We start from the raw sequence: 21336 nt of genomic DNA on the forward strand, positions 1-21336 counted from the left end.
CGTCAGACGGGCCCCGGACAGGCCCTTAGGCGGCCACGAAGGTGTGGGACGCCTTGTCGTGCCAGCACTGCCGCCAGGGGCGGTCGAAGAGGCACCAGAGGACGTTGAGCACGCCCAGGACGAGCAGCCCGAGGACGCCGTAGACGAGCCAGCGGCGCAGGGCCCCTCCGAAGGTCGGCGGCTCGTGGGCCTCGATGTCCCGCACCTGGAGGCCGAAGAGCTTCTTGCCCGGCGTGCGCCCCCACTTGGCCGTGGGAAGCGCCTCGTAGAACACGCCCAGCACGAGGAAGAGGGCGAGCGCGATCCCGAGGTTCAGGGAGGTCGTGCCGTCCAGGAGCCACACCTGGACGGTGGTGCCGGTCTGCTTGGCCGCCTCGATCTTGCCGTCGATGTGGTCGAGTGCCTTGGTGACGAAGGGGAACGCCGCCGCCCCGGTGATCGCCCCGAAGAGGATCGTGTCGACGAGCCGGGCGGCCAGCCGCTTGCCGAGACCGGCGGGACGGGCGGCGGCCTGGGCGCGCGCGGCCTGGAGGAACGGGTCCTCGACGGGCGGCTTCCAGGGCAGGACGGGCTGCTCGGGGTCGGCCGCCCGGGCGCCGGCCGCCGGGGACGCCTGGGGGGTGGGCTGGGCCAGCCGGTGCACCTGCTGGGGCCAGGACGGGGCGCCGCCGCCGGTGCCGGTCGTGACGGGCGCCGGGGACGGACCGGCCTGCGCCGCCGGGCTCTGCGCCGCCTGCTCGGGGCGGGGCGACGGCTGCGCCGTCCGGAGAGCCTCCGGCGCCTGAGGTGCCTGCGCTCCCTGGAGACCCTGGGCCGCTTGGGCGCCCTGGGAGCCGAGGGAACGCATCGTCATGGCGCCCTCGCCCGCGGGGCGGGGCTGTGCCTGCCGTACGCCGGGCAGCGCGCCGCCCGTCGGGTCGGCCGACGCCGGGGTCACCGGCATGCCGCCCAGCCGGGCGGGCGACGAGGGTGCCCGGTGCCCGGCCGGACCGGTCGCGGGGCGCGCCTCGGGCTCCGCGGCCGCCCGCGGGTCCTGACCGGGGATCCGGGGGTCGTCGCCCTGCGCCGGGCCGGGGTTCGCGGACGGGCTGCGGGGGTCGGCCTCCGGGGAGCCCCACGAGACCCGCTGGTCGCGCTCACCGCCGAAACCGGTCTGGCGGTTGACGTCCGCCTGCCAGGCGGAGGCCGGCTCGGGCACCGGGCGCTCCGGGGCGAGCGGATCCTCGTCGAAGAAATAGGGACCGGTCTCCTCGACCGCCGGCACGGGTGCCGGTGCCGGTGCGGGTGCCGGGCTCGGCATCGGTACGGGTCCCGCGGCCGACGGCGCGGGCGCCGACGGCAGGGCCTCGCCGTCCCCCGGCGCGGGCCGGCTCGTCCCGGGCACCCAGGCGGCCCCGTTCCAGTACCGGATGTACCCGGGAATGGACGGGTCCGGGTAGTACCCGGCCTGCGGTACCTCTCCGCCGCCTCCAGGAGGAGTAGCCACTGCCCCGACTCCGTTCCGTTACAACGCTGCTTCGACCATCGGGCCGCCGGCCCAAGGAGGACAGTAACGAAGAACGCGGCCCTGGGAAGATAGAGCCCGAGAGAAAGCCCGCCTTCGAGGGACATACCGCGATTCCCGCGACTCAGCGTCAGGTTCGGGCCGGGGCTTTCCGGTGGGTCTCCGGCGCGGCCCACGCCCCGTCACACAGCGTGGCGGGAGCCGGAGGCGAGTCCGCCCCCGGGACCCGCCCGCTCGGCGTGCGGACCCTGTGCGGAGGCTGTGCGGACCCTGCGCGGATCCCGCGTCGCGGGCCGCGGGGAAACTTCCCGAGAAAAGTTCCCGAAGTCGCGTCATGGCCGGCGGCCACCGCTGTCTCTTCCGGTACGGGCCCACGCGGGGCCCCGTACCGGAGAGGACGTCGCACCGTGCAGAACACCGAGAACGACAAGCACGCCGAGAACGGCGAGCACCGTGCCGGGCAGGCCGAGAACGCCACGCACGCGGGGAACGTCTCGCGCGCGGAGGACACCGCGGCCGCCGGGCGGACCGACACCACCGGGCACTCCGTGGTCGAGCGCGAGCTGGAGCTGAAGCTGGTGCTCTCGCCCGAGCGCAGCGTCCCCGTGCCCGTCCGGCTCTCCTACCGCACCGACGACCCCTATGCCGTCCACGTCGTCTTCCACATCGGCTCGGACCACCCCGTCGGCTGGACGTTCGCCCGCGAGCTGCTCGTCGAGGGCGTCTTCCGGCCCTGCGGTCACGGGGACGTGCGGATCTGGCCCACGAAGGTGGACGGCCGCGACGTCGTGCTGATGGCCCTGTCGTCACCCGACGGCGACGCGCTGCTCGAAGCCCCCGCCACGCAGGTGTCCGCCTGGCTGGAGCGGACCCTGCGCGCCGTCCCCCCGGGCACCGAGTCCGAGCGGCTCGGCATGGACGAGGGGCTCGCCGGACTGCTCGCGACGACCGTGGTGGCCGACGAGCTGTGGCTGCGCGATCCGTGGCCGTCGGACGAGTCGCGGGACGGTGAGGAGTGAGCCGAGAGCCTCAGAAGAGCTTGCCGGGGTTCAGCAGGCCGAGCGGGTCGAAGGTCCGCTTGATGCCGCGCTGGAGTTCGAGCCCGACCGGCCCCAACTCCCTGGCCAGCCACTCCTTCTTCAGCACGCCCACGCCGTGTTCGCCGGTGATCGTGCCGCCCAGCTCCAGGCCCAGCGCCATGATCTCGTCGAAGGACTCCCGCGCCCGTCGCGACTCGTCCTCGTCGGTGTGGTCGAAGCAGACCACCGGATGGGTGTTGCCGTCGCCCGCGTGCGCGCAGACGCCGATGGTCAAGTCGTACTTGCGCGCGATGGCGGACGTGCCGTCGAGCATCGCGGCCAGCTTCGTCCGCGGCACGCACACGTCGTCGATCATCGTCGCCGTCTTGATCGTCTCCAGGGCGGTGAGGGACAGCCTGCGCACCTGCAGCAGCAGTTCGGACTCCGCGGCGTCCTCGGCCGGTACGACCTCGGTCGCGCCGGCCGCCGCGCACAGCTCCCCGACGGCGGCGAGGTCCGCGCCCGGATCGGGAGTGTCGAAGGCGCACAGGAGCAGTGCCTCGGTCGTGTCCGGCAGCCCCATGTTCGCCATCTTGTTGACCGCACGCACAGTGGTGCGGTCCATGATCTCCAGTAGCGAAGGAGTGTGGCCGCGCTCCATGATGGCGCAGACCGCCTCGCAGGCGGCGCCCGCCGAGGGGAACTCGGCGGCGAGCACCAGCTGTTGCGGTGGCTGGGGCCGGAGCGACAGGACCGCCCTGACAACGATGCCGAGACTGCCCTCGGAACCGACGAACAGCCGGGTCAGGTCGTACCCGGCGACGCCCTTGGCGGTCCGGCGGCCGGTGGAGAGCAGCCGGCCGTCGGCGAGGACGACGTCCAGGCCGAGGACGTACTCCGCGGTCACCCCGTACTTCACGCAGCACAGTCCGCCGGACGCGGTGCCGATGTTGCCGCCGATCGTGCAGGTCTCCCAGCTGGACGGGTCCGGCGGGTAGTAGAGGCCGTGCTCGTTCACGGCCCGTGACAGCACGGCGTTCACCACGCCCGGCTCCACCACCGCGATCCGGTCGACCGGGTTGATCTCCAGGATCCGGTCCATCTTGACGAGCGAGAGCACGATGCAGCCCTCGGAGGCGTTCGCCGCCCCGGACAGGCCGGTGCGGGCACCCTGCGGGACGACCGGCACCCGCAGGTCGGTCGCGACGCGCATGACGTGCTGCACCTGCTCGACGGTGCGCGGGAGCACGACGGCGGCGGGAGTGCCCGCGTCGCAGAAGCTCGCCATGTCCCGGGCGTAGGAGCCGGTCACGTCCGGGTCGGTGTGCAGCGCCTCGGCCGGCAGGCCCGCGCGCAGTCGTTCGTGGAGCCGCGTCAGAAGATCGTCCATGCGTCCAGCCTGGCACCCGGGGCCATCGGTGTGAACCCGCCGGGCCTTCGGCTTCACCAAGCGGAGTGGACGCTTCGTGTGCTCTTCGTACTGCCCCACAGTGACGCCATGAAGCGCGCCATGAAGAGGGAGAACCTGTCGAGGACGGTCCTCGTCGCCGGGCTGGGCGCGGCGGTCGCGGCCACGGGACTGATGTACCTCCCCGCACTCCTATCGGATCTGTTCGAGGACGGCCCGCCGTCCGCCTCCAGCCCCGCCGGGCGGGCGATGATCGCGGCCCAGGCCGGGGCGCCCGCGGCCCTGCCCGACCTGACCGCGCTGATCGCCGACCGGGAGAAGTGGCTGTCGGACCACGAGGACGACGACGCCTCGTGGGCCGTACTCGGGGCGGCGTACACGGAGCGGGCCGCCCGCCTCGGCGACGCCGCGTCCTATCCGCGGGCCGAGCGGGCCCTGCGGCGCTCGCTGGACGTGCGGTCGGCCGCGAGCGGGAACCTGGACGCGCAGTTGGGCCTCGGAGCACTGGCCAACGCCCGGGGCGAGTGGAAGACCGCCCGGACCTGGGCCGAGAAGGTCCGTACGGCGAACCCCGAGCGCTGGTCGACGTACCCCGTGCTGATCGACGCGTACAACGGCATCGGGGACTACAAGTCCGCGCAGAAGGCCATGGACACGCTGGAGAAGCTGCACCGCGGCGCGACGGTCAGCGCGCGCGCCTCCCAGGTCCACCGCAACCACGGCTGGCGCGAGGACGCCTGGGCGGACGGGGAGGACGCCGTGGCGCGGGCGGGCGCGGTGCCGGAGAAGGCGGCGGCACTCGCCCGGCTCGGTGACCTGGCGTGGGAGCGGGGCGAGCCGGAGGAGGCGCTCGGCCAGTACGGCGTGGCGCTGCGGCTCGCGCCGGACCACGGGCCGGCGCTGGCCGGCCGGGCGCGGGCGCTCGCCGCGCTCGGCCGGACCGACGAGGCCGTGCGCGACTACCGCACGGTGCTGGAGAAGCTGCCCCTGCCGGAGTACGTCCTGGAGGCCGGCGAGCTGTACGAGTCGATCGGCCTGGACGGCGACGCCCGGGCGACGTACGAGCGGCTGCGGACGACGGCCTGGCGCAACGGCGCCAACGGCCTGGTGGTGCTCGGACTGTACGAGGCGGACCACGGCGACCCGGCGGCGGCGGTGCGGCGGCTGAAGGCGGAGTGGGCGCGCGGGCACGGGTCCATGCACGTGGCCGACGCGCTGGGCTGGGCGCTGTACCGGGCGGGACAGCCGAAGGAGGCCCTGCCGTACGCGAAGCGGGCGACCGACGAGGGCATGCGCAGCGCGCTCTTCGCGTACCACCGGGGTGTGATCGAGCGCGAGGTGGAGCAGTACGGGCCGGCCCGTCGGCACCTGAAGGAGGCGATGCGCATCAACCCGCACTTCTCGCCGCTGCTCGCGCCGCGGGCGCGGGAGGCGGTTGCGGCGCTCGGCGACCCGCCGGACGAGCTGCCGGAGGAGCTGCGCCCGGCGCCGAAGTCGTCCGCGTCGAAGCCGTCCGGGGCGACGGTGGCGGCCGGGAGTCCGTCCTCCGGGGCGTCGGGTGGCGGCTCGGGGTCAGGTGGAGGCGCGGGATCCGGTGGAAGCTCGGGATCCGGGGGTGCGACGGGCGGTGCGGCGTCCGCGGGTACGCCGTCGGACGAGAGCGCGCCCGGGGCGGAGCCGGCCACTCCGCAGCGGAGCCCGAAGGCGCCGTAGGGCGCGGGCACGCACGGCACGCACGGGCACGGAAGCGGCCCCCACGGAAGGGATTCCGTGGGGGCCGCGGGTGTTCCGGGCGGGACTCCCCGGACAACACACCTAGAGGTTGCCGCGCTTCTCCTGCTCGCGCTCGATCGCCTCGAACAGGGCCTTGAAGTTGCCCTTGCCGAAGCCCATGGAGCCGTGGCGCTCGATCATCTCGAAGAAGACGGTCGGGCGGTCCTGGACCGGCTTGGTGAAGATCTGCAGCAGGTAGCCGTCCTCGTCGCGGTCGACGAGGATCTTCAGCTCGCGCAGGGTCTCGACGGGCACGCGGGTCTCGCCCGCCCACTCGCCGAGGGTGTCGTAGTACGAGTCCGGGGTGTCGAGGAACGCGACGCCCGCAGCCCGCATCGCGCGGACCGTCGCGACGATGTCGTTGGTGGCGAGGGCGATGTGCTGGACGCCGGCGCCGCCGTAGAACTCGAGGTACTCGTCGATCTGCGACTTCTTCTTCGCGATCGCCGGCTCGTTGATCGGGAACTTGACCTTCAGCGTGCCGTCGGCGACGACCTTCGACATCAGGGCGGAGTACTCGGTGGCGATGTCGTCGCCCACGAACTCCTTCATGTTCGTGAAGCCCATGACCTGGTTGTAGAAGCCGACCCACTCGTTCATCCGGCCGAGCTCGACGTTGCCCACGCAGTGGTCGATGGCCTGGAAGGTGCGCTTGGCCGGCGGCTCGACGATCGGGGCGGCCGAGACGAAGCCGGGGAGGTACGGGCCGTCGTAGCCGGAGCGCTCGACGAGGGTGTGGCGGGTCTTGCCGTAGGTGGCGATGGCGGCGAGGACGACGGTGCCGTTCTCGTCCTTCAGCTCGTACGGCTCGGTGATGCCGGTGGCGCCGTGCTCGACGGCGTAGGCGTACGCGGCGCGCGCGTCCGGCACCTCGATCGCGAGGTCGACCACGCCGTCACCGTGCTCGGCGACGTGCTCGGCCAGGAAGCGGCCCCGGTCGGTCGAGGCCTTGATGACGGAGGTGAAGACGAAGCGGGCGGAGCCGTTCGTGAGGACGTAGCTGGCGGTCTCGCGGCTGCCGTTCTCCGGTCCGGAGTAGGCGACGAGCTTCATGCCGAAGGCCGTGGAGTAGTAGTGCGCGGCCTGCTTGGCGTTGCCGACGGCGAAGACGACCGCGTCCATTCCCTTCACGGGGAAGGGATCGGCCTGCCGCGCCGTGGAAGGGGTGGGGTCGATGGTCATCGAGTTGTCTGCCATGACGGCAGAGTCCCGCCGATCCACAAGCTGCGCAATAGTTCGTCACAGGGGTGGGCAATCTGCACAGCGACTGGTCAGTATGGGCGGGCTATCTGTACATCATGACCATCGGGAGGTCGCCGTGGCGATCGATCATCTGGACGGCCGTCTCATCGTGCTGCTCGCGCAGGAACCGAGGATCGGCGTCCTGGAGGCGTCGCGCCGGCTCGGCGTGGCACGCGGGACGGTCCAGGCCCGTCTCGACCGGCTGCAGTCCAACGGCGTCGTCCGCGGGTTCGGACCGCAGGTCGATCCGGCCGCCCTCGGCTATCCCGTGACGGCGTTCGCGACGCTGGAGATCAAGCAGGGTCAGGGACAGGACGTGCGGGTGCATCTGGCGACCGTGCCCGAGGTGCTCGAACTGCACACGACCACCGGGCACGGGGACATGCTCTGCCGGCTGGTCGCCCGCTCCAACGCGGACCTGCAGCGGGTGATCGACCGGGTCGTGGGCTTCGAGGGGATCGTGCGGGCGTCCACCGCGATCGTCATGGAGAACCCGGTGCCGCTGCGGATCATCCCGCTGGTCGAGCAGGCGGCGGGAGACGAGTCGCCGTAGGCCGTCGGCCGGACGGCGGGGCGGTGGGGCGGCGTCCGGGACGGGGCGCCGGCGCCTGCCCGGACGCCTCGGCGGAACATGCAAAGATTCTATGCAAAGAACCTCTTGCAACTACTTCTTTGCAACTCTACGCTTGAGCCATGTCCAAGCCCGAAGAGTTCCTGAGCCGCACACTGGATCCGCGATCCCTGCGCGGACTGGCGCACCCGCTGCGCATACAGCTGCTGCGCGCCCTCCGGCACCACGGGCCGGCCACGGCTTCCCAACTGGCCGATCGGCTGGGCGAGTCCAGCGGTGCCACCAGCTACCACCTGCGCCAGCTCGCCGCCCACGGCTTCGTCGAGGACGACCCGTCCCAGGGGAAGGGCCGGGAGCGGTGGTGGAAGGCGGCCCAGCAGGGGACGGCCTTCGACGCGGCGCTCTACAAGAACCCCGATCCCGAGGTGCAGGGCGCGGTGGAGATCTTCCTGCACGAGATAGCGACGATCCACACGCAGGAGCTGTCGACCTGGCTCGGGACGCGCCGCGACTGGGACGACGTGTGGGCCGGCGCCTCGGACATGAGCGACTTCACGCTGCGCCTGGCGCCCGAGAAGCTGCGCGAGCTCAACGAGAAGGTCCACGAGCTCATCGACAGCTACCGCGACGACGCCGATGCGGAGGCCCCCGACGCCCACCGCGTACGGATGCACCTGCACGCCTTCCCCCAGCGGGAGCACTGAGCCACGCTCCCGCGGCGCGGTCCGGGCGCCGGTCACGCGCCTCGCGACAGGTCACGGGGCGTGAAGCCCCCGCGACCTCCGCACCCAGCACGCAGCACGCAGCACGCAGCACGCGTACCGATCCGTGGCCGGCGCGGTCACGGGCACCTCAGTCATGCACGGAAGGACCCGGAGTCATGCACGCCGACATTCACCTCCAGCTGCACCACCTGAACGCCACCGCACTGCACCACGAGGCGGCCGTCTCGCTGCCGTCCACCCCCGTCCGTGTCCAGCTGGGCTGGAAGCTCGTCGAGTGGGGACTCAAGCTCGCCGTGACCCCCACCCGCCAGGGCACCGGGGTATACACGGTCGCGGCATGAACGCGCCGGGGGGACGCACTCCGCTGACGGCCCTCCTGGCCGCCAACGCCATATCGATCACGGGCAACTCACTCACCCTGATCGGTGTCCCGTGGTTCGCGCTCGACCTCACGGGAAGCCCGGGGAAGGCGGGTCTGGTCGCGTTCTGCGCGGCCGTCCCCGTCGTCGTCTCCGCCATCGTCGGCGGCCCGGTCATCGACCGGATCGGCCGCCGCCGGGTCAGCGCCGGCTCCGACCTCGTCTGCGCGCTCGCACTCGCCGCGATCCCGCTCCTGCACCACACGGGGCTGCTGGAGTTCTGGATGCTGTGCGCGCTGATGGCCGTGACCGGCCTGTGCCATGCTCCTGGCGAGATGTCCCGCTACGTCCTCATCCCCGACCTGGCCCGCCTCGCCGGGACCCCGCTCCCCCGTGCCGCCAGCCTGTACGACGCCGTGGCACGCGGCGCCAGAATGACCGGCGCCGCCCTCGCCGGCGTCCTGGTCGCCCTCATCGGGGCGGACACGGTCCTGCTCGTCGACGCCGCGACCTTCGCGCTCTCCGCCGCGCTCGTCCTGGCGGGCATACGCAAGGTGGCCGCCGCCGAGCCACGGCGCGACGCCACCGGCTTCTCGCTCTCCGGCTACCGCGCGGACCTGCGCGAGGGGTACGCCTTCCTGTTCCGTTCCCGCCTGCTGCTCGGCATCACGCTGATGGTGATGGTCACCAACGGCCTGAACCAGAGCTGGAGTTCGGTCCTCCTGCCGGTGCACGCCCGGGAGGAGCTCGGCGGCTCCGCCGCGCTCGGGCTGCTCGTCGCCGTCTTCGCCGGCAGCGCGCTGCTCGGCGCCCTGCTCTACGGCGCGGTCGGGCACCGGCTCCCGCGTCGGCCCGTGTTCACCGCCGGCTTCCTGCTGTGCGGCGCGCCACCGTTCGTCGTGGCGGCGTTCAGCGACACCACACCGCCCCTGCTCGTCACCATGGCCCTGGCCGGGTTCGGGGCCGGCGTGCTGAACCCGATCCTCACGACGATCGTCTACGAGCAGGTCCCCGACGCCCTGCGCAGCCGGGTCTCCGGTGCCAGCACGGCCGGTGTGCTCCTGACGACGCCGCTGGGCGGACTCGCTGCCGGCTTCCTGATCGAACGGGTGGGGCCGGCCCCCGCGCTGCTCACGGTCGGCGGGATCTACTTCCTGGCGACGCTCGCCCCGGCGGTCTTCCCGTCCTGGCGTGGGATGGACGCGAGCCCGCCGCCCCCGGCCGCCTCGGTCAGCAGCTCGGAATCTTGTCTTCCAGACCCTGCTCCAGCGCCTTCAGGGACGTCACCGCGTCGCTGAGCGTGGACACGGGGATCAGCCGCATCCCGTGGGGCAGCTCCGCCTGCGCGTCGGAGCACTCGGCCTTCGGGACGAGGAAGACCGTCGCGCCGTCCCGTCCGGCGGCCTGGGTCTTCAGCGAGACCCCGCCGACGGCGCCGACGGTCCCGTCCGGCTCGATCGTCCCGGTGCCGGCGATGGTCCGGCCGCCGGTGAGGTCGCCGCCGGATCCGTCGCCGTCGAGCTTGTCGACGATGCCGAGCGAGAAGAGGAACCCGGCGCTCGGACCGCCGATGTCGGCGAGGTGGAGGGTCACCTTGACGTCCTTGGGGTCCAGCTTCAGATAGCCCAGGCCGGCGAGGACCGCGGCGTCCTGCGACTCCTTCATCTGCCCCAGGTTGTGCTTCTCGACCTCGGCGTCCGACTTGCCCGGCGGGTAGACGGAGTCGCGCGGCAGGACGGCCCGGTCGGTGCGGAACCAGGCGTCGGCGACCGCGGCGAGGCCGTTGTCCACGCTCGGCCCGGTGGCGACGATGGTCGTCATCAGGAGCTTGCCCTCCGTCTGACGGACGGGCGCGCCGCTGATGGTGATCACCTGCCGGCCCTTGTCCACCCCGAGCACATCGGCCGTCGAGCCGGGCTGCGCGATGGCGTACGGCAGCGGCGCCAGACCGGCGACCGCGAAGAGCGCGGCGACGGGCAGGGCGCAGAGCGCGAGAGCACGGGGACGCGTGAGACTGGAGAGCACGCCACCAATCTACTGGGCGCCCCGTGGCCGTCGCCGGGGAGCCACGGGCGGCCGGGGCCAGGCCGCCGCCGGAGGCGGACCCGGGCGGGCCGACGTCCAGGTGCGCGCCGGAGTCGACCGCGGCCGGGGTCCATCACCGTGCGGGCCGGAATCCCTGATCCGGGCGGGGTCTGGCAGGGCCTGTCCGAGAGGCCGTGCCAGGCGGGTCCCGGGACAGAAGCCCAGGGGCAAGACGCCCCCTAGCGCAGTGCGTCCGCGACCTCGCGGGCGGCGTCGACGACGCGGGGGCCCACGCGCTCGGGCACCGCGTCCGCGAGCATCACGACGCCCACGCTGCCCTCGATGCCGGTGATCCCGACCAGCGGCGCCGCGGCGCCGCTGGCGCCCGCCTCGAGCTCGCCGTGGGTGAGGGTGAAGCCGGGGTCGATCAGGCTGCCCTGGCGCGCCGCGAGGATGGCGCGGCCCGCCGCGCCCCGGTCCAGCGGGTGCCGGAATCCGGCCCGGTAGGCCACGTGGTAGTCGGTCCAGGTCGGCTCGACGACCGCGACCGCGAGCGCCTCCGCCCCGTCGACCAGGGTCAGGTGGGCCGTCGCCCCTATGTCCTCGGCGAGCGAGCGCAGCGCGGGCAGCGCCGCCTCGCGCACCAGCGGATGGACCTGGCGGCCCAGCCGGAGCACGCCGAGGCCGACGCGGGCCCGGCCGCCCAGGTCGCGTCGTACGAGGGCGTGCTGTTCGAGTGTGGCGAGCAGACGGTAGACGACGGTCCTGTTGACACCGAGTTTGTTGGACAACTCGGTGACGGTCAGGCCGTGGTCGGTGTCGGCGAGCAGTTTGAGGACCCTGAGGCCCCGGTCGAGCGTCTGGGAGGTTTCCGCGGTCACGACGCCCTCTCCTTCGGAGTGAGTGACGGCGGTCCTTCAAACGAAAGCTGCGACACCGGTCCCGTCGGCGACGCACGTCAGAGGCCGCCGGCAGGCCATGCGCACCGGCTGCGCTCCGCGGCGGCGCTGCCACGGGGCGTTTGCATTGCGGGGGACAGTAGCGACCCACTCCGCTCAGCGGAAGACCTCGTCCAGAATCCGGGCGCGGGCGACCGGATAGAGACGGTTCGGGATCCAAGTCGGTCGGATCGACGACTTCGGTGGACAAGATCGACTATGTCGGTCCCGTGTTCCGCGGCGCCCGCGAACCCCCCGCGCGAGCGGTGTCACGGACCCTCCGGGCCTGTTCACCGAGTGACGAACGGGGCCCGTGCGCAGTCGCGCGCACGGGCCCCACATGTCCACAACTCTCAGAGTTTCCGCAGGTCAGCGCATGCGGGTCGCCCACTCCTGCACCTTCTTGATCCGTTCCCGGATCTGTCCGGCCGTCGCCTCGGCGCTCGGCGGACCGCCGCAGACCCGGCGCAGTTCGGTGTGGATGACGCCGTGCGGTTTGCCGCTCTGGTGGACATACGCGCCCACCATCGTGTTGAGCTGCTTGCGCAACTCCAGCAGTTCCTTGTGCGAAACGACAGGCCGTCGCTCGGCGGGCAGCTCCAGGAGATCCGCTTCGGTGTCCGGTTTCTTTCGGCTGTGCGCGATCTGCCGGGCCTGGCGCTTCTGCAGGAGCAGCTGCACCTGGTCGGGTTCGAGGAGCCCGGGGATGCCGAGGTAGTCCTGCTCCTCCTCGCTGCCCGGGTGGGCCTGCATGCCGAACTCGGCGCCGTCGTAGAGGACGCGGTCGAAGACGGCGTCGGACTCCAGCGCCTCGAAGGGCAGCATGTCCTGTTCGCCGGTGTCCTCGTCCTGCTGCTTTTCGGCCTCCGCCAGTTCCTTCTCGGACTCGGCGTAGGGATCCTCCTCGCCGTCCTTCTTCGGCCGGTCGAGGACGTGGTCGCGCTCGACCTCCATCTCGTTGGCGAATCCGAGGAGGTTGGGGATCGTGGGAAGGAACACCGACGCGGTCTCGCCGCGCCTGCGCGAACGCACGAAACGTCCCACGGCCTGGGCGAAGAAGAGCGGGGTCGAGATGGTGGTGGCGTACACGCCGACGGCGAGGCGGGGCACGTCGACGCCCTCGGACACCATGCGGACGGCGACCATCCAGCGGTCGTTGTTCTCGCTGAACTCGTCGATCCGCTTGGACGCGGCGGCTTCGTCGGAGAGGACGACCGTGGCCTTGGTGCCGGTGATCTCGCGGATCAGCTTGGCGTAGGCGCGGGCGGAGTCCTGGTCGGAGGCGATGACGAGCCCGCCGGCGTCCGGGATGCCCTTCCGGACCTCGGTGAGTCGCCGGTCGGCGGCGCGCAGGACGTTCGGCATCCAGTCGCCGCGCGGGTCGAGCGCGGTGCGCCATGCCTGGGAGATGGCGTCCTTGGTCATCGGTTCGCCGAGGCGCGCCGCGATCTCGTCGCCGGCCTTGGTGCGCCAGCGCATGTTGCCGCTGTAGCTGAGGAAGATCACGGGGCGCACGACGCCGTCGCCGAGGGCGTTGCCGTAGCCGTAGGTGTAGTCCGCCGAGGACCGCCGGATCCCGTCGTTCCCCTCCTCGTAGGTGACGAAGGGGATCGGGTTCGTGTCGGAGCGGAAGGGCGTACCGGTCAGGGCGAGCCGGCGGGTGGCCGGGTCGAACGCCTCCAGGCACGCCTCGCCCCAGGACTTGGAGTCACCGGCGTGGTGGATCTCGTCGAGGATGACGAGGGTCTTGCGCTGCTCGCAGCGGTTGCGGTGCAGCATGGGGCGGACGCCGACACCGGCGTAGGTGATGGCGACGCCCTGGTATTCCTTGCTGAGCGGCCCGGCGCTGTAGTCGGGATCGAGCTTGATCCCTATCCGCGCGGCCGCCGCGGCCCACTGCTTCTTCAGGTGCTCGGTCGGTGCGACGACGGTGATCTGCTGCACCACGTGGTGGTGCAGCAGCCAGGACGCGAGGGTCAGCGCGAAGGTGGTCTTTCCGGCTCCGGGGGTCGCGACCGCGAGGAAGTCCCGGGGCTGCTCCTGGATGTATCTCTCCATGGCGCCCTGCTGCCAGGCTCGCAGCTTGTTGGCGGTGCCCCAGGGGGCGCGGCCGGGGAAGGCGGGAGAGAGGTGATGGGAGGAGGTGGCGGTAGTAGTCACGGTCTCCGGTTCGACGCTCGTCCAGATATGACAACCGGGCCACCTTACCGGTGCGGCCACCGCGACCCCGCCCGGACGAGGCCGTGGCGGGGGGTCGTGAGACCGTCCTCACAGCTCCCGCAGACGCCTCGCGATGCCCGGAATGTCCCCCGGCGTGCCGCCGGCCACGTCGATGACCAGGGCATACGCCCGGTGCCGGTCCAGGTCGGCGAGATCGACTCCGTCGACCGCCGGGAAGACGGCGGCCGAGAGCCGGGCCGCGCGCTTGTCGCACCTCGGCGAGCGTGAGCCCACCACGCCGGTGGTCCCCCCGCCGGGCGTCACCCCCGTGGGGCCGGGCCGCCCAGCCGGGTCGCCACCCATGCCCCGGCCGCCGCCACGCCCGCCATCGGCAGGAACACGGCCGCGAACGCCGCGGGGTGCGAGACCGCCCCCGGCTCGCCCACCACCCCGTGCCCGAGCGCCCCGCCGCCGAGGGCCGCGAACGCCGCGCCGCCCACCGCCAGCAGGATCACGTTGGACAGGCCGTCCGAGATCTGGAGGGCCGCCGAGTTCGCGCCCGCCTCCTCCGGGGCGGACAGCTTCAGCAGCAGCACGCTCGTCGACGCGATCACCAGTCCCATGCCGAGACAGCCGAAGGCCCAGGCCACTGCGACGATCCAGACCGGCACCGAGTGGCTCAGGACCGTCGGCGCGGTCGCGATCGCGGCGGCCACGAGCAGCATGCCGATCACCACGAGCCGTTCGCGGTACGGCTCCGTCCACGGCCGGGACTGCACGTAGGAACCCAGCGCCCAGGTCGCGCCGCCGACCGCGAGCGACAGGCCGGCCAGCGTCGGGCTCAGGCCGCGCTCGGTGACCAGCATCAGCGGTACGAAGGATTCGGCGGCGATGAAGGAGCCCGCCGAGATGCCCCGCAGCAGCACCACGGACGGCAGCCCGCGCACCGCCCGGTACGTGCCGGGCGGCAGCAGTCCGAGCGCGGCGGGGACGAGGAGCGCGGCCCCTGCGGCGGCCGGGAGCAGGGAGAGCCAGCGCAGGTCCTGCGCCGCGTACTGGAGCAGCCCGGCGCCCACGGACAGCGCGAGCGCGAGCCGGATGCGCCGCCGGTCGTACGGCGGGACCGGAGCGGCCGGATCGGCCGGGCCCGAGGCGGTGCGGCGGATCGCCGGGAGGGCGAGGGCCAGCGGGAGGGCCACCAGGGCCGGGATGCCGAGGAAGACCCAGCGCCAGCCGAGGTGCTCGGTGATCGTCCCGGAGGCCAGGGGACCGACGACGGAGGGGACGACCCAGGCCGCCGCGAACGCCGCCATGATCGCGGGTCTCAGGTGTTCGGAGTACGCCCGGCTGACGATCACGTAGAGCGCGACGATCACCAGTCCCCCGCCGAGGCCCTGTACGGCGCGGCCGAGGATGAACAGCCACATGGTGCCCGCGGTGCCGGAGAGCAGGAGGCCGGCGGCGAAGGCGGACATGCCGGTGGTGAGCGCCGCGAGCGGCCCGGCGCGGTCGGACCACTGCCCGGCCAGGACCATGCCGAAGAGGCTGGTGGTGAAGTACGCGGAGAAGGCGAAGGCGTAGAGGGGGATGCCGTGCAGCTCGCGCGCGGCGACGGGCATGGCCGTTCCCACGGCGGTCGCCTCGAAGGCGATGAGCAGGACGACGGAGACGATGCCGATACTGAGCGCCCGGTGCCCCCGGTCCAGCACTGATCCGTCCGCAAGGACCGGACCTGCGGTTTCTCTGATCGGGGCGACGTCGGCGTCGCGGGGTTCCAAGGCGCTCATGCCCTTCAGAGTAAGGGCCGAACGAGCAAATGGCCCCTGTCGGGAGTCGCGATCCCCTCGTCCCTTGGTCGTAGGCCGGCCCCGTCCCGGCCGGGACGGTCGTGAACGGCGTGTGGCAGTCGTGTTGCGGCCCGCCCGGATCCCTTGAGCCCCTTCCGCCCCCGCCCTACGGTCGTTCCAGAGCACAACACGACCGTGTGCCCGAGTGGTTCAGGGGCTCGACTGCAACTCGAGTTACGTCGGTTCGATTCCGATCACGGTCTCTGGAGGATCCGCGCAGGACCGCTGCGCGTGTGCCGGAGTCCCGCCGGCAGGCGCGCGTCGACCCGGCGGCGGCCGGTACGTCCCGAACCGGCCGCCGCTGTACCCGCCGCCGGTCCCTCGGCGCCCGACGTGGGCGTACCGACCGCACCCGCCGTTCCCGGCCCGCGCCGCGGACCCACCGGGGCGCTCCCGCGCCCTCTCCACAGGGCTCCTCCCCCACCGCCGCCTGTCCCCTCCCTCCCCTTGAGTAGGCTCCTGTTGCCCTCGCAACCGGCAGGGCGACCGACAGGGGGGATTCGCACGTGGAACGGCCGCGCCCGCACGAGGAGTCCGCGCGGCGGATCGGCCCGTACCGGCTGATCACCCGTCTCGATCCGCCCCAAGGCCACACGCCCTGCCGCCGGTTCGTCGCCCGCAGTGCCGACGGCGGCCGTACGGTGCTGCTCAACGCCCCGCTGCCCGGCGCCGATCCCGCGCGCTTCCTGGCGGAGGCACAGGCGGGGCAGCGGCTGCTCGGTCCCTGGATCGCCCCGGTGACCGAGGTGTCCGACACCCCCGCCTCCCCCTGGTACGCGACGCCCTACCTGCCCGCGCTCCCGCTGCCCGTCGCCCTCGCCGTCCACGGCGGGCCGTTGCCGGAGGGAACGGTGCGGGCCGTCGGCACCGCGCTCGCCGAGGCCCTGGCCGCCGCCCACGCGCAGGGCGTCACGCACGCCGGTGTCTCGCCGGCCGCCGTCCTCCTCGCGGCCGACGGGCCGCGGCTCGGCTGCTTCGGCGCGGTCCGCGCGGCCGCGCCGGAGGGAGAGCCGCGGGGCGGACTGCCCGGTCTCGAACCCGGCACCCTGGCGCCGGAACAGACGGCGGGCGGACGGCCCCGGCCGGCGGGCGACGTCTACGCGCTCGGCGCGGTCCTCGCGTACGCCGCCACCGGGCACACCGTGCCGGAACGCTCCGAACTCCCGCCCGCCCTGCGCCCGTTCGTGTCCGCCTGCCTCACCCGCGACGCGGCCGCCCGACCGGCCGCCGCGGCCCTGCTCGCCGACCTGGCGCCGCCGGCCCCGCACGAGACGGTCCTCGGCTCGGCGACGTCACTGCTGAGTCCCGGCTGGCTGCCCGGCCGGCTCGTGGCGGCGCTCGCCCGCCAGTCGTCCGAGATCCTCGCCGCCGAACTGCCCGGGAACTAGCCGATGCTGTCACCCCTCACCCACGACGACCCGGTCGCGATCGCCGCGTACCGCCTCCTCGCCCGCCTGGGCTCCGGCGGCATGGGCACGGTCTACCTGGCCCGCTCGCCCGGCGGCCGCACGGTCGCGCTGAAGACCATGCACGCCCGGCTCGCCACCGAGGCCGACTTCCGCACCCGCTTCCGACTGGAGACGGACGCGGCCCGGATCATCGGCGCCCGGCACGGCGCGGCCGTCTTCGACGCGGACCCGCGGGCCGAGACGCCCTGGCTGGCCACCGAGTACGTCCTCGGGCCGCCGCTCGACGACGCCGTCTCGCTGTGCGGCCCGCTGCCGGAACCCTCGGTGCGCGCCCTCGGCGCGGCGCTGGCCGGGGCACTCGGCCAGCTCCACTCCTCGGACGTCGTCCACCGCGACCTGAAGCCGTCCAACGTGCTGGTCACCGCCTACGGGCCGAAGATCATCGACTTCGGCATCGCCCGCGCGGCCGGCGACGACCGGCTGACCCGTACGGGCGCGGCGGCCGGCACCCCCGCCTTCATGTCGCCCGAGCAGGCGGGTGGCCAGGAGCACACCCCGGCCGGCGACGTCTTCGCGCTCGCCGGCGTCCTGCTGTTCGCGGCCGCCGGCCACGGCCCTTTCGGCACGGGCTCCCCGGCGGACCTGATCTACCGCGTCCGGTACGCCGATCCCGACCTCGACGGCGTCCCGCCGGACCTGGCGCCCGTACTGGCGGACTGCCTGGCCAAGGACCCGGCGGCCCGCCCCGCCACGGCCGAGCTGGCCGCGCGTCTCCACGACGGCCACGGCGACTTCGCGGACCACCTCCCGCCGCTCGTCCTGGCCGACATCGCGCGCCGCGCCACGGACGTCTGGCTGCACCAGCCGTACCGGCTGCCGCCCCCCGCGGACTCGGCGCTCACCCCGACCGCGCCCGGCTCCGGCCCGTCCCGCCGCCGCCTGCTCACCACGGCCGGCGGCTCCGTGCTGGGCGTGGCCGGAGCGGGTGTCGGGGCCTGGGCCTGGCTGTCGTCCCGTGACGGCGGCGGAGGCCAGGGCGAGGGCACGCCCGGCCCGACGGCGACGACGACCACGCCGGCCCCGAACGGCTCGGACGGTTCGCCACGGCCGCTCTGGCAGGTCGACTCCTTCGACCGCGAGCAGATGACCTTCCCGATGCTCGCGGGCGACGTCGTCGGTTTCGAGGAGACGTCCTCCTTCCGGGTGCTGGACCCGAAGACCGGCCGGGAGCTCTGGGAGGACAACCTGGCCATCGAACCGCAGCAGGTGACCACGGACGGCACGTACTACTACGACTCGCAGAACATCGACTCCGAGAACGGTCTGGCGATCCGCGCCTTCCGCCCCCGGGACGGTGCCGAGGCCGCACGCCCCGTCCATATCAAGGGATTCGACGGCTCCGCGCTCAGCACGTACCTGCTGACGGCCGGCGCCGGAATGGTCGTCGCGTACAGCCGACTGGGCAAGGGGGACGACAGCTTGGACGAACGGGAGCGGAACCGTCACCTCGTCGGCATCGACCTCCGTACCGCCAAGGAGGCCTGGCGGCGGCCCGTCTCGTACGAGGGGGTACGCCGGTTCCTCGCGCAGGTCTCCGGCAGCCGGCTGATCATCGGGCGGCGCAGCGGCGACTTCAGCACCTTCCGGCTGGAGGCCCTGGACCTGCGGACCGGGCGGCCGCTGTGGCAGCGGAGCTTCCCCATGGCCGACGAGGACTACTCCCTCATCCCGGGCGAACTCACCCTGGACGGCCGGCACGTGTACCTCGGCGGGCAGAAGCTGCGCGCCGTGCGCATCGGCGACGGCGGCCTCGCCTGGGAGACTGGCAAGGCCAAGACGCTCTACGGCGTGCCGGCCGTCTCCGGCGACGCCGTCTACGCCACCGAGGGCGACCGCGGCCTGATCTGCGTGAACGCCGGCACCGGCCGGCGGCTGTGGGAGGAGAAGCCGCCCACCCGCGACCTCACTCCGGTGCTCGGTGCCCGGCCGGTGGTGGGGAAGGCGTACGTGTACGCCCCGGTCAACGGCGGCCTGAACGCGATCGACCTGGGCACCCGGCAGTCGGCCTGGGTCTTCCCCACCGACGCCACCCGCTATCTCGTGGACAGGCAGCGGACGCGGATCTTCGGCGCCGGCGAGACGTCGGTGGTCGCGTTGCCGCTGGCGTGACCCGCCCCCGGGCCGCCGGACCACGCCGGGCGGCCGATTCCCCACCGGACGACTTCGAAGCAGAAGGCAACGCAGTGACCATGCAGTCCCTCGCCACCGGCGACCCGCTCCGGCTCGGCCCGTACCGCCTCCTCGGCGTCCTCGGCGAGGGCGGCATGGGCAAGGTGTACTTCGGCCGGGACGGCTCCGGCCGTCCCGCCGCCGTGAAGGTGCTCCGCCCCGACCTCGCCCACGACCGACACCTCGCCCAACGGTTCGTCCGCGAGGCGGAGATGGCCCGCGCCGTCACCGGCAAGGGCGTGGCGCGGGTCCTGGGCGCGCAGACCGAGGGCGGACGGCCCTGGATCGCGGCCGAGTTCCTGGCCGGCCCGACCCTGGACGAGGCGGTCCGCGCGTACGGGCCGATGGACGAGCCCACGGTCCGCGCCCTGGCCCACTTCCTCTCCCGCACGCTGCACGACATCCACGCGGCCGGCCTGGTCCACCGCGACCTCAAGCCCGCGAACATCGTGCTGACGTCCTCGGGCCCCCGCGTCATCGACTTCGGCATCGCCCGCCCGGAGCACGGCCTGACGCTGACGACGACGGGCCAGATCCCCGTGACGCCCGGCTACGGCGCCCCCGAGCAGGTCCTCGGCCAACGCGTCGGCCCGGCCTCGGACGTCTTCTCGCTCGGCGCCGTCCTCGTCTTCGCGGCGAGCGGCCGGCGCGCGTTCGACGCGACGCACGTGGCCGCCGTCCAGTACGAGGTCGTGCACGGGACGCCCGATCTGGACGGGGTCCCGCCGGTGTTGCGGGACCTGATCGGGCCCTGCCTGGCCAAGGACCCGGCGCTGCGGCCGGCGCCGCCACAGATCGCCGCCGCCTTCGCCCCGCCGAAGGGCGCCGGCCGCGCCTGGCGCAAGGGCCCCCTCGCCGAGGACATCGCCCGCCGCGAGGCCGCGACCAAGGGGCTCACCGCGTCCGCGCACACGGTCGTGTCGGGCACCCCGACCCGGCGGCGCTTCCTCGGCCTGGCCGCCGCGGGCGCGGGTGTGGTCGCGGCGGGTGGCGGCGGCACGGCCTGGTGGCTGACCCGGGAGGAGCGGAGCCCGACGCACGACGTGCCGCAGGCCGTCCCGACCCCCGCCGCCGCGTTCCTCTCGCTGATCGACGTCAAGCCGGGTGAGGCACCGGCCGCGCTGTGGGGGCCGCTCGACGTGACCGCGGCGAACGGACAGGTCCCGCTGCCCGTCCGCGACGTGGTGATCGTCCAGGCCAAGACGGGCGGTCTGCTCGCCCTGTCCGTCACGGACGGCAAGGAGCGGTGGCGGGCGAAGGACATCGACGCCGACGCGGGATTCGTCTCCGTCGCCGACCGGCTGGTCGTGGCCGTGGACGACGAGCGGGCCGTGCACGCCTTCGTCGCGGCCACGGGCCGGCACGTCTGGTCGACGGACGCCGACGCCGACCACCTGCTGGCGGCCGACGCCACCCACGTCTATCTGATCACCGGCGACAACGAACTGCGCGCCGTCGACGCCTGGAACCCCGCCGTCACCTGGTCCCGCCCGATGCCGTCCCCCCGCTCGTCGATCCCCGCACGGGCGGCGGCAGGCGGCGGCCGGCTGGTCGTGCACGACCGGACCGGCCAGGTGACCTGCGTGGACACCGCGACGGGCAAGACCATGTGGAGCCTGAAGAACCAGGGCACGAACGGCCCGGTCCCGGTGATCTCGGACGACACCGTGTACCTCGGCGGCTCCTCCCTGACCGCGCGCAAGCTGGACAAGGGCGACGTCGTGTGGACCGAGAGCGCCGACGAGCGCTCCAGGAAGGCCGGCGTGGGCTGGGGCAGCCCGACGGTCGACGAGGATCGCGTCTACGCGGTGGACAGCTACAACGCCTACCGCTACGGCACCCTCTTCAACAGCAACTCCCCGACCACGGAGTGGTACGAGGTCCTGGACGGCGTGGGCAGCACCGTGACGGCCCCGGCCGTCGAGGGCACGACGGCCTGGCTCCCCGGCCCGGACGAGGACTACGTGCGGGTCGTCGACAAGAAGACCCAGGACTGGCTCTTCACCCTGACCATGCAGCGCGAGGGCCCGTACGCCATGGCGAGCGACGGCAACCGCGTCTTCGTGGACCGCGGCGGCCGGGTGATGGCGATGCCGGTGTTCGGCAAGGTCTGACGGCGTTCGCGCC

General features: G+C 73.3%; 17 protein-coding genes and 1 tRNA gene. 10 read left to right on the forward strand and 8 right to left on the reverse strand.

From position 1 onward, the window contains the following. Positions 1-25 precede the first annotated feature (25 nt). Positions 26-1486: an RDD family protein gene (locus ACGFZF_RS29955; protein WP_393559189.1), complete on the reverse strand. Its 1461-nt coding sequence runs from the start codon at positions 1484-1486 to the stop codon at positions 26-28. 566 nt (positions 1487-2052) lie between these two features. Here ACGFZF_RS29955 and ACGFZF_RS29960 point away from each other — a divergent pair. After that, positions 2053-2523 (forward strand): SsgA family sporulation/cell division regulator, encoded by a 471-nt coding sequence (locus ACGFZF_RS29960; RefSeq protein WP_393559339.1) that lies wholly within the window; start codon positions 2053-2055, stop codon positions 2521-2523. A 10-nt stretch (positions 2524-2533) separates the two neighbouring features. Here ACGFZF_RS29960 and ACGFZF_RS29965 read toward each other — a convergent pair whose 3' ends face one another. After that, positions 2534-3913, reverse strand: coding sequence for an FAD-binding oxidoreductase (locus tag ACGFZF_RS29965; protein WP_393559191.1), 1380 nt, complete (start codon positions 3911-3913; stop codon positions 2534-2536). 108 nt (positions 3914-4021) lie between these two features. Here ACGFZF_RS29965 and ACGFZF_RS29970 point away from each other — a divergent pair, with 108 nt between their 5' ends. After that, on the forward strand, positions 4022-5644 hold the full coding sequence (locus ACGFZF_RS29970) for a tetratricopeptide repeat protein (protein ID WP_393559193.1): 1623 nt from the start codon (positions 4022-4024) through the stop codon (positions 5642-5644). 102 nt (positions 5645-5746) lie between these two features. Here the strand turns inward: ACGFZF_RS29970 and hppD are convergent, their stop codons facing one another. Beyond that, positions 5747-6886, reverse strand: coding sequence for a 4-hydroxyphenylpyruvate dioxygenase (gene hppD / locus ACGFZF_RS29975; RefSeq protein WP_393559341.1), 1140 nt, complete (start codon positions 6884-6886; stop codon positions 5747-5749). A 136-nt stretch (positions 6887-7022) separates the two neighbouring features. On the opposite strand from hppD, the gene ACGFZF_RS29980 reads away from it, so the two are divergent. The 4 genes from ACGFZF_RS29980 (at position 7023) to ACGFZF_RS29995 (ending at position 9899) form a co-directional block, all read left to right on the forward strand. After that, the gene (locus ACGFZF_RS29980; RefSeq protein ID WP_393559195.1) at positions 7023-7499 is read left to right on the forward strand and encodes an Lrp/AsnC family transcriptional regulator; all 477 of its coding nucleotides are present in this window, start codon (positions 7023-7025) and stop codon (positions 7497-7499) included. A gap of 140 nt (positions 7500-7639) precedes the next feature. Next, positions 7640-8221, forward strand: a complete 582-nt coding sequence (locus tag ACGFZF_RS29985) for an ArsR/SmtB family transcription factor (RefSeq protein ID WP_393559197.1) — start codon at positions 7640-7642, stop codon at positions 8219-8221. A 176-nt stretch (positions 8222-8397) separates the two neighbouring features. Continuing rightward, a complete protein-coding gene (locus ACGFZF_RS29990) occupies positions 8398-8583 on the forward strand; it encodes a hypothetical protein (RefSeq protein ID WP_393559199.1) in 186 nt (61 codons plus the stop codon). Beyond that, positions 8580-9899 (forward strand): MFS transporter, encoded by a 1320-nt coding sequence (locus ACGFZF_RS29995; protein WP_393559201.1) that lies wholly within the window; start codon positions 8580-8582, stop codon positions 9897-9899. The genes ACGFZF_RS29990 and ACGFZF_RS29995 overlap by 4 nt, the downstream gene beginning before the upstream one ends. Here the strand turns inward: ACGFZF_RS29995 and ACGFZF_RS30000 are convergent. The 5 genes from ACGFZF_RS30000 to ACGFZF_RS30020 all read right to left on the reverse strand — a co-directional run bounded on the left by ACGFZF_RS30000 (position 9832) and on the right by ACGFZF_RS30020 (position 15511). Next, a complete protein-coding gene (locus ACGFZF_RS30000; protein ID WP_393559203.1) occupies positions 9832-10626 on the reverse strand; it encodes a S16 family serine protease in 795 nt (264 codons plus the stop codon). The genes ACGFZF_RS29995 and ACGFZF_RS30000 overlap by 68 nt on opposite strands. Positions 10627-10865: 239 nt before the next feature. After that, complete coding sequence (locus tag ACGFZF_RS30005) at positions 10866-11507, reverse strand: helix-turn-helix domain-containing protein (protein ID WP_356604945.1); 642 nt, start codon at positions 11505-11507, stop codon at positions 10866-10868. A gap of 426 nt (positions 11508-11933) precedes the next feature. Next, a complete protein-coding gene (locus tag ACGFZF_RS30010) occupies positions 11934-13724 on the reverse strand; it encodes a DEAD/DEAH box helicase (protein ID WP_356604947.1) in 1791 nt (596 codons plus the stop codon). A gap of 108 nt (positions 13725-13832) precedes the next feature. After that, positions 13833-14021, reverse strand: coding sequence for a hypothetical protein (locus ACGFZF_RS30015; protein WP_393559205.1), 189 nt, complete (start codon positions 14019-14021; stop codon positions 13833-13835). Between the two features lie 23 nt (positions 14022-14044). Beyond that, positions 14045-15511, reverse strand: coding sequence for an MFS transporter (locus ACGFZF_RS30020; protein WP_393559207.1), 1467 nt, complete (start codon positions 15509-15511; stop codon positions 14045-14047). 191 nt (positions 15512-15702) lie between these two features. Between ACGFZF_RS30020 and ACGFZF_RS30025 the strand changes: the two genes are divergently transcribed. From ACGFZF_RS30025 to ACGFZF_RS30040, 4 genes are all read left to right on the forward strand, one after another. Continuing rightward, positions 15703-15774, forward strand: a tRNA-Cys gene (locus tag ACGFZF_RS30025). Between the two features lie 303 nt (positions 15775-16077). Further along, complete coding sequence (locus ACGFZF_RS30030; protein WP_393559209.1) at positions 16078-16959, forward strand: serine/threonine protein kinase; 882 nt, start codon at positions 16078-16080, stop codon at positions 16957-16959. Positions 16960-16962: 3 nt separating this feature from the next. Further along, the gene (locus tag ACGFZF_RS30035) at positions 16963-19149 is read left to right on the forward strand and encodes a PQQ-binding-like beta-propeller repeat protein (RefSeq protein ID WP_393559211.1); all 2187 of its coding nucleotides are present in this window, start codon (positions 16963-16965) and stop codon (positions 19147-19149) included. An 80-nt stretch (positions 19150-19229) separates the two neighbouring features. Next, entirely contained in the window at positions 19230-21323 is a 2094-nt protein-coding gene (locus ACGFZF_RS30040) for a serine/threonine-protein kinase (protein WP_393559343.1), read from the forward strand. The last annotated feature ends 13 nt before the right edge of the window (positions 21324-21336 follow it).

It is taken from the genome of Streptomyces sp. NPDC048338, assembly GCF_043201055.1.
Lineage (GTDB): Bacteria > Actinomycetota > Actinomycetes > Streptomycetales > Streptomycetaceae > Streptomyces.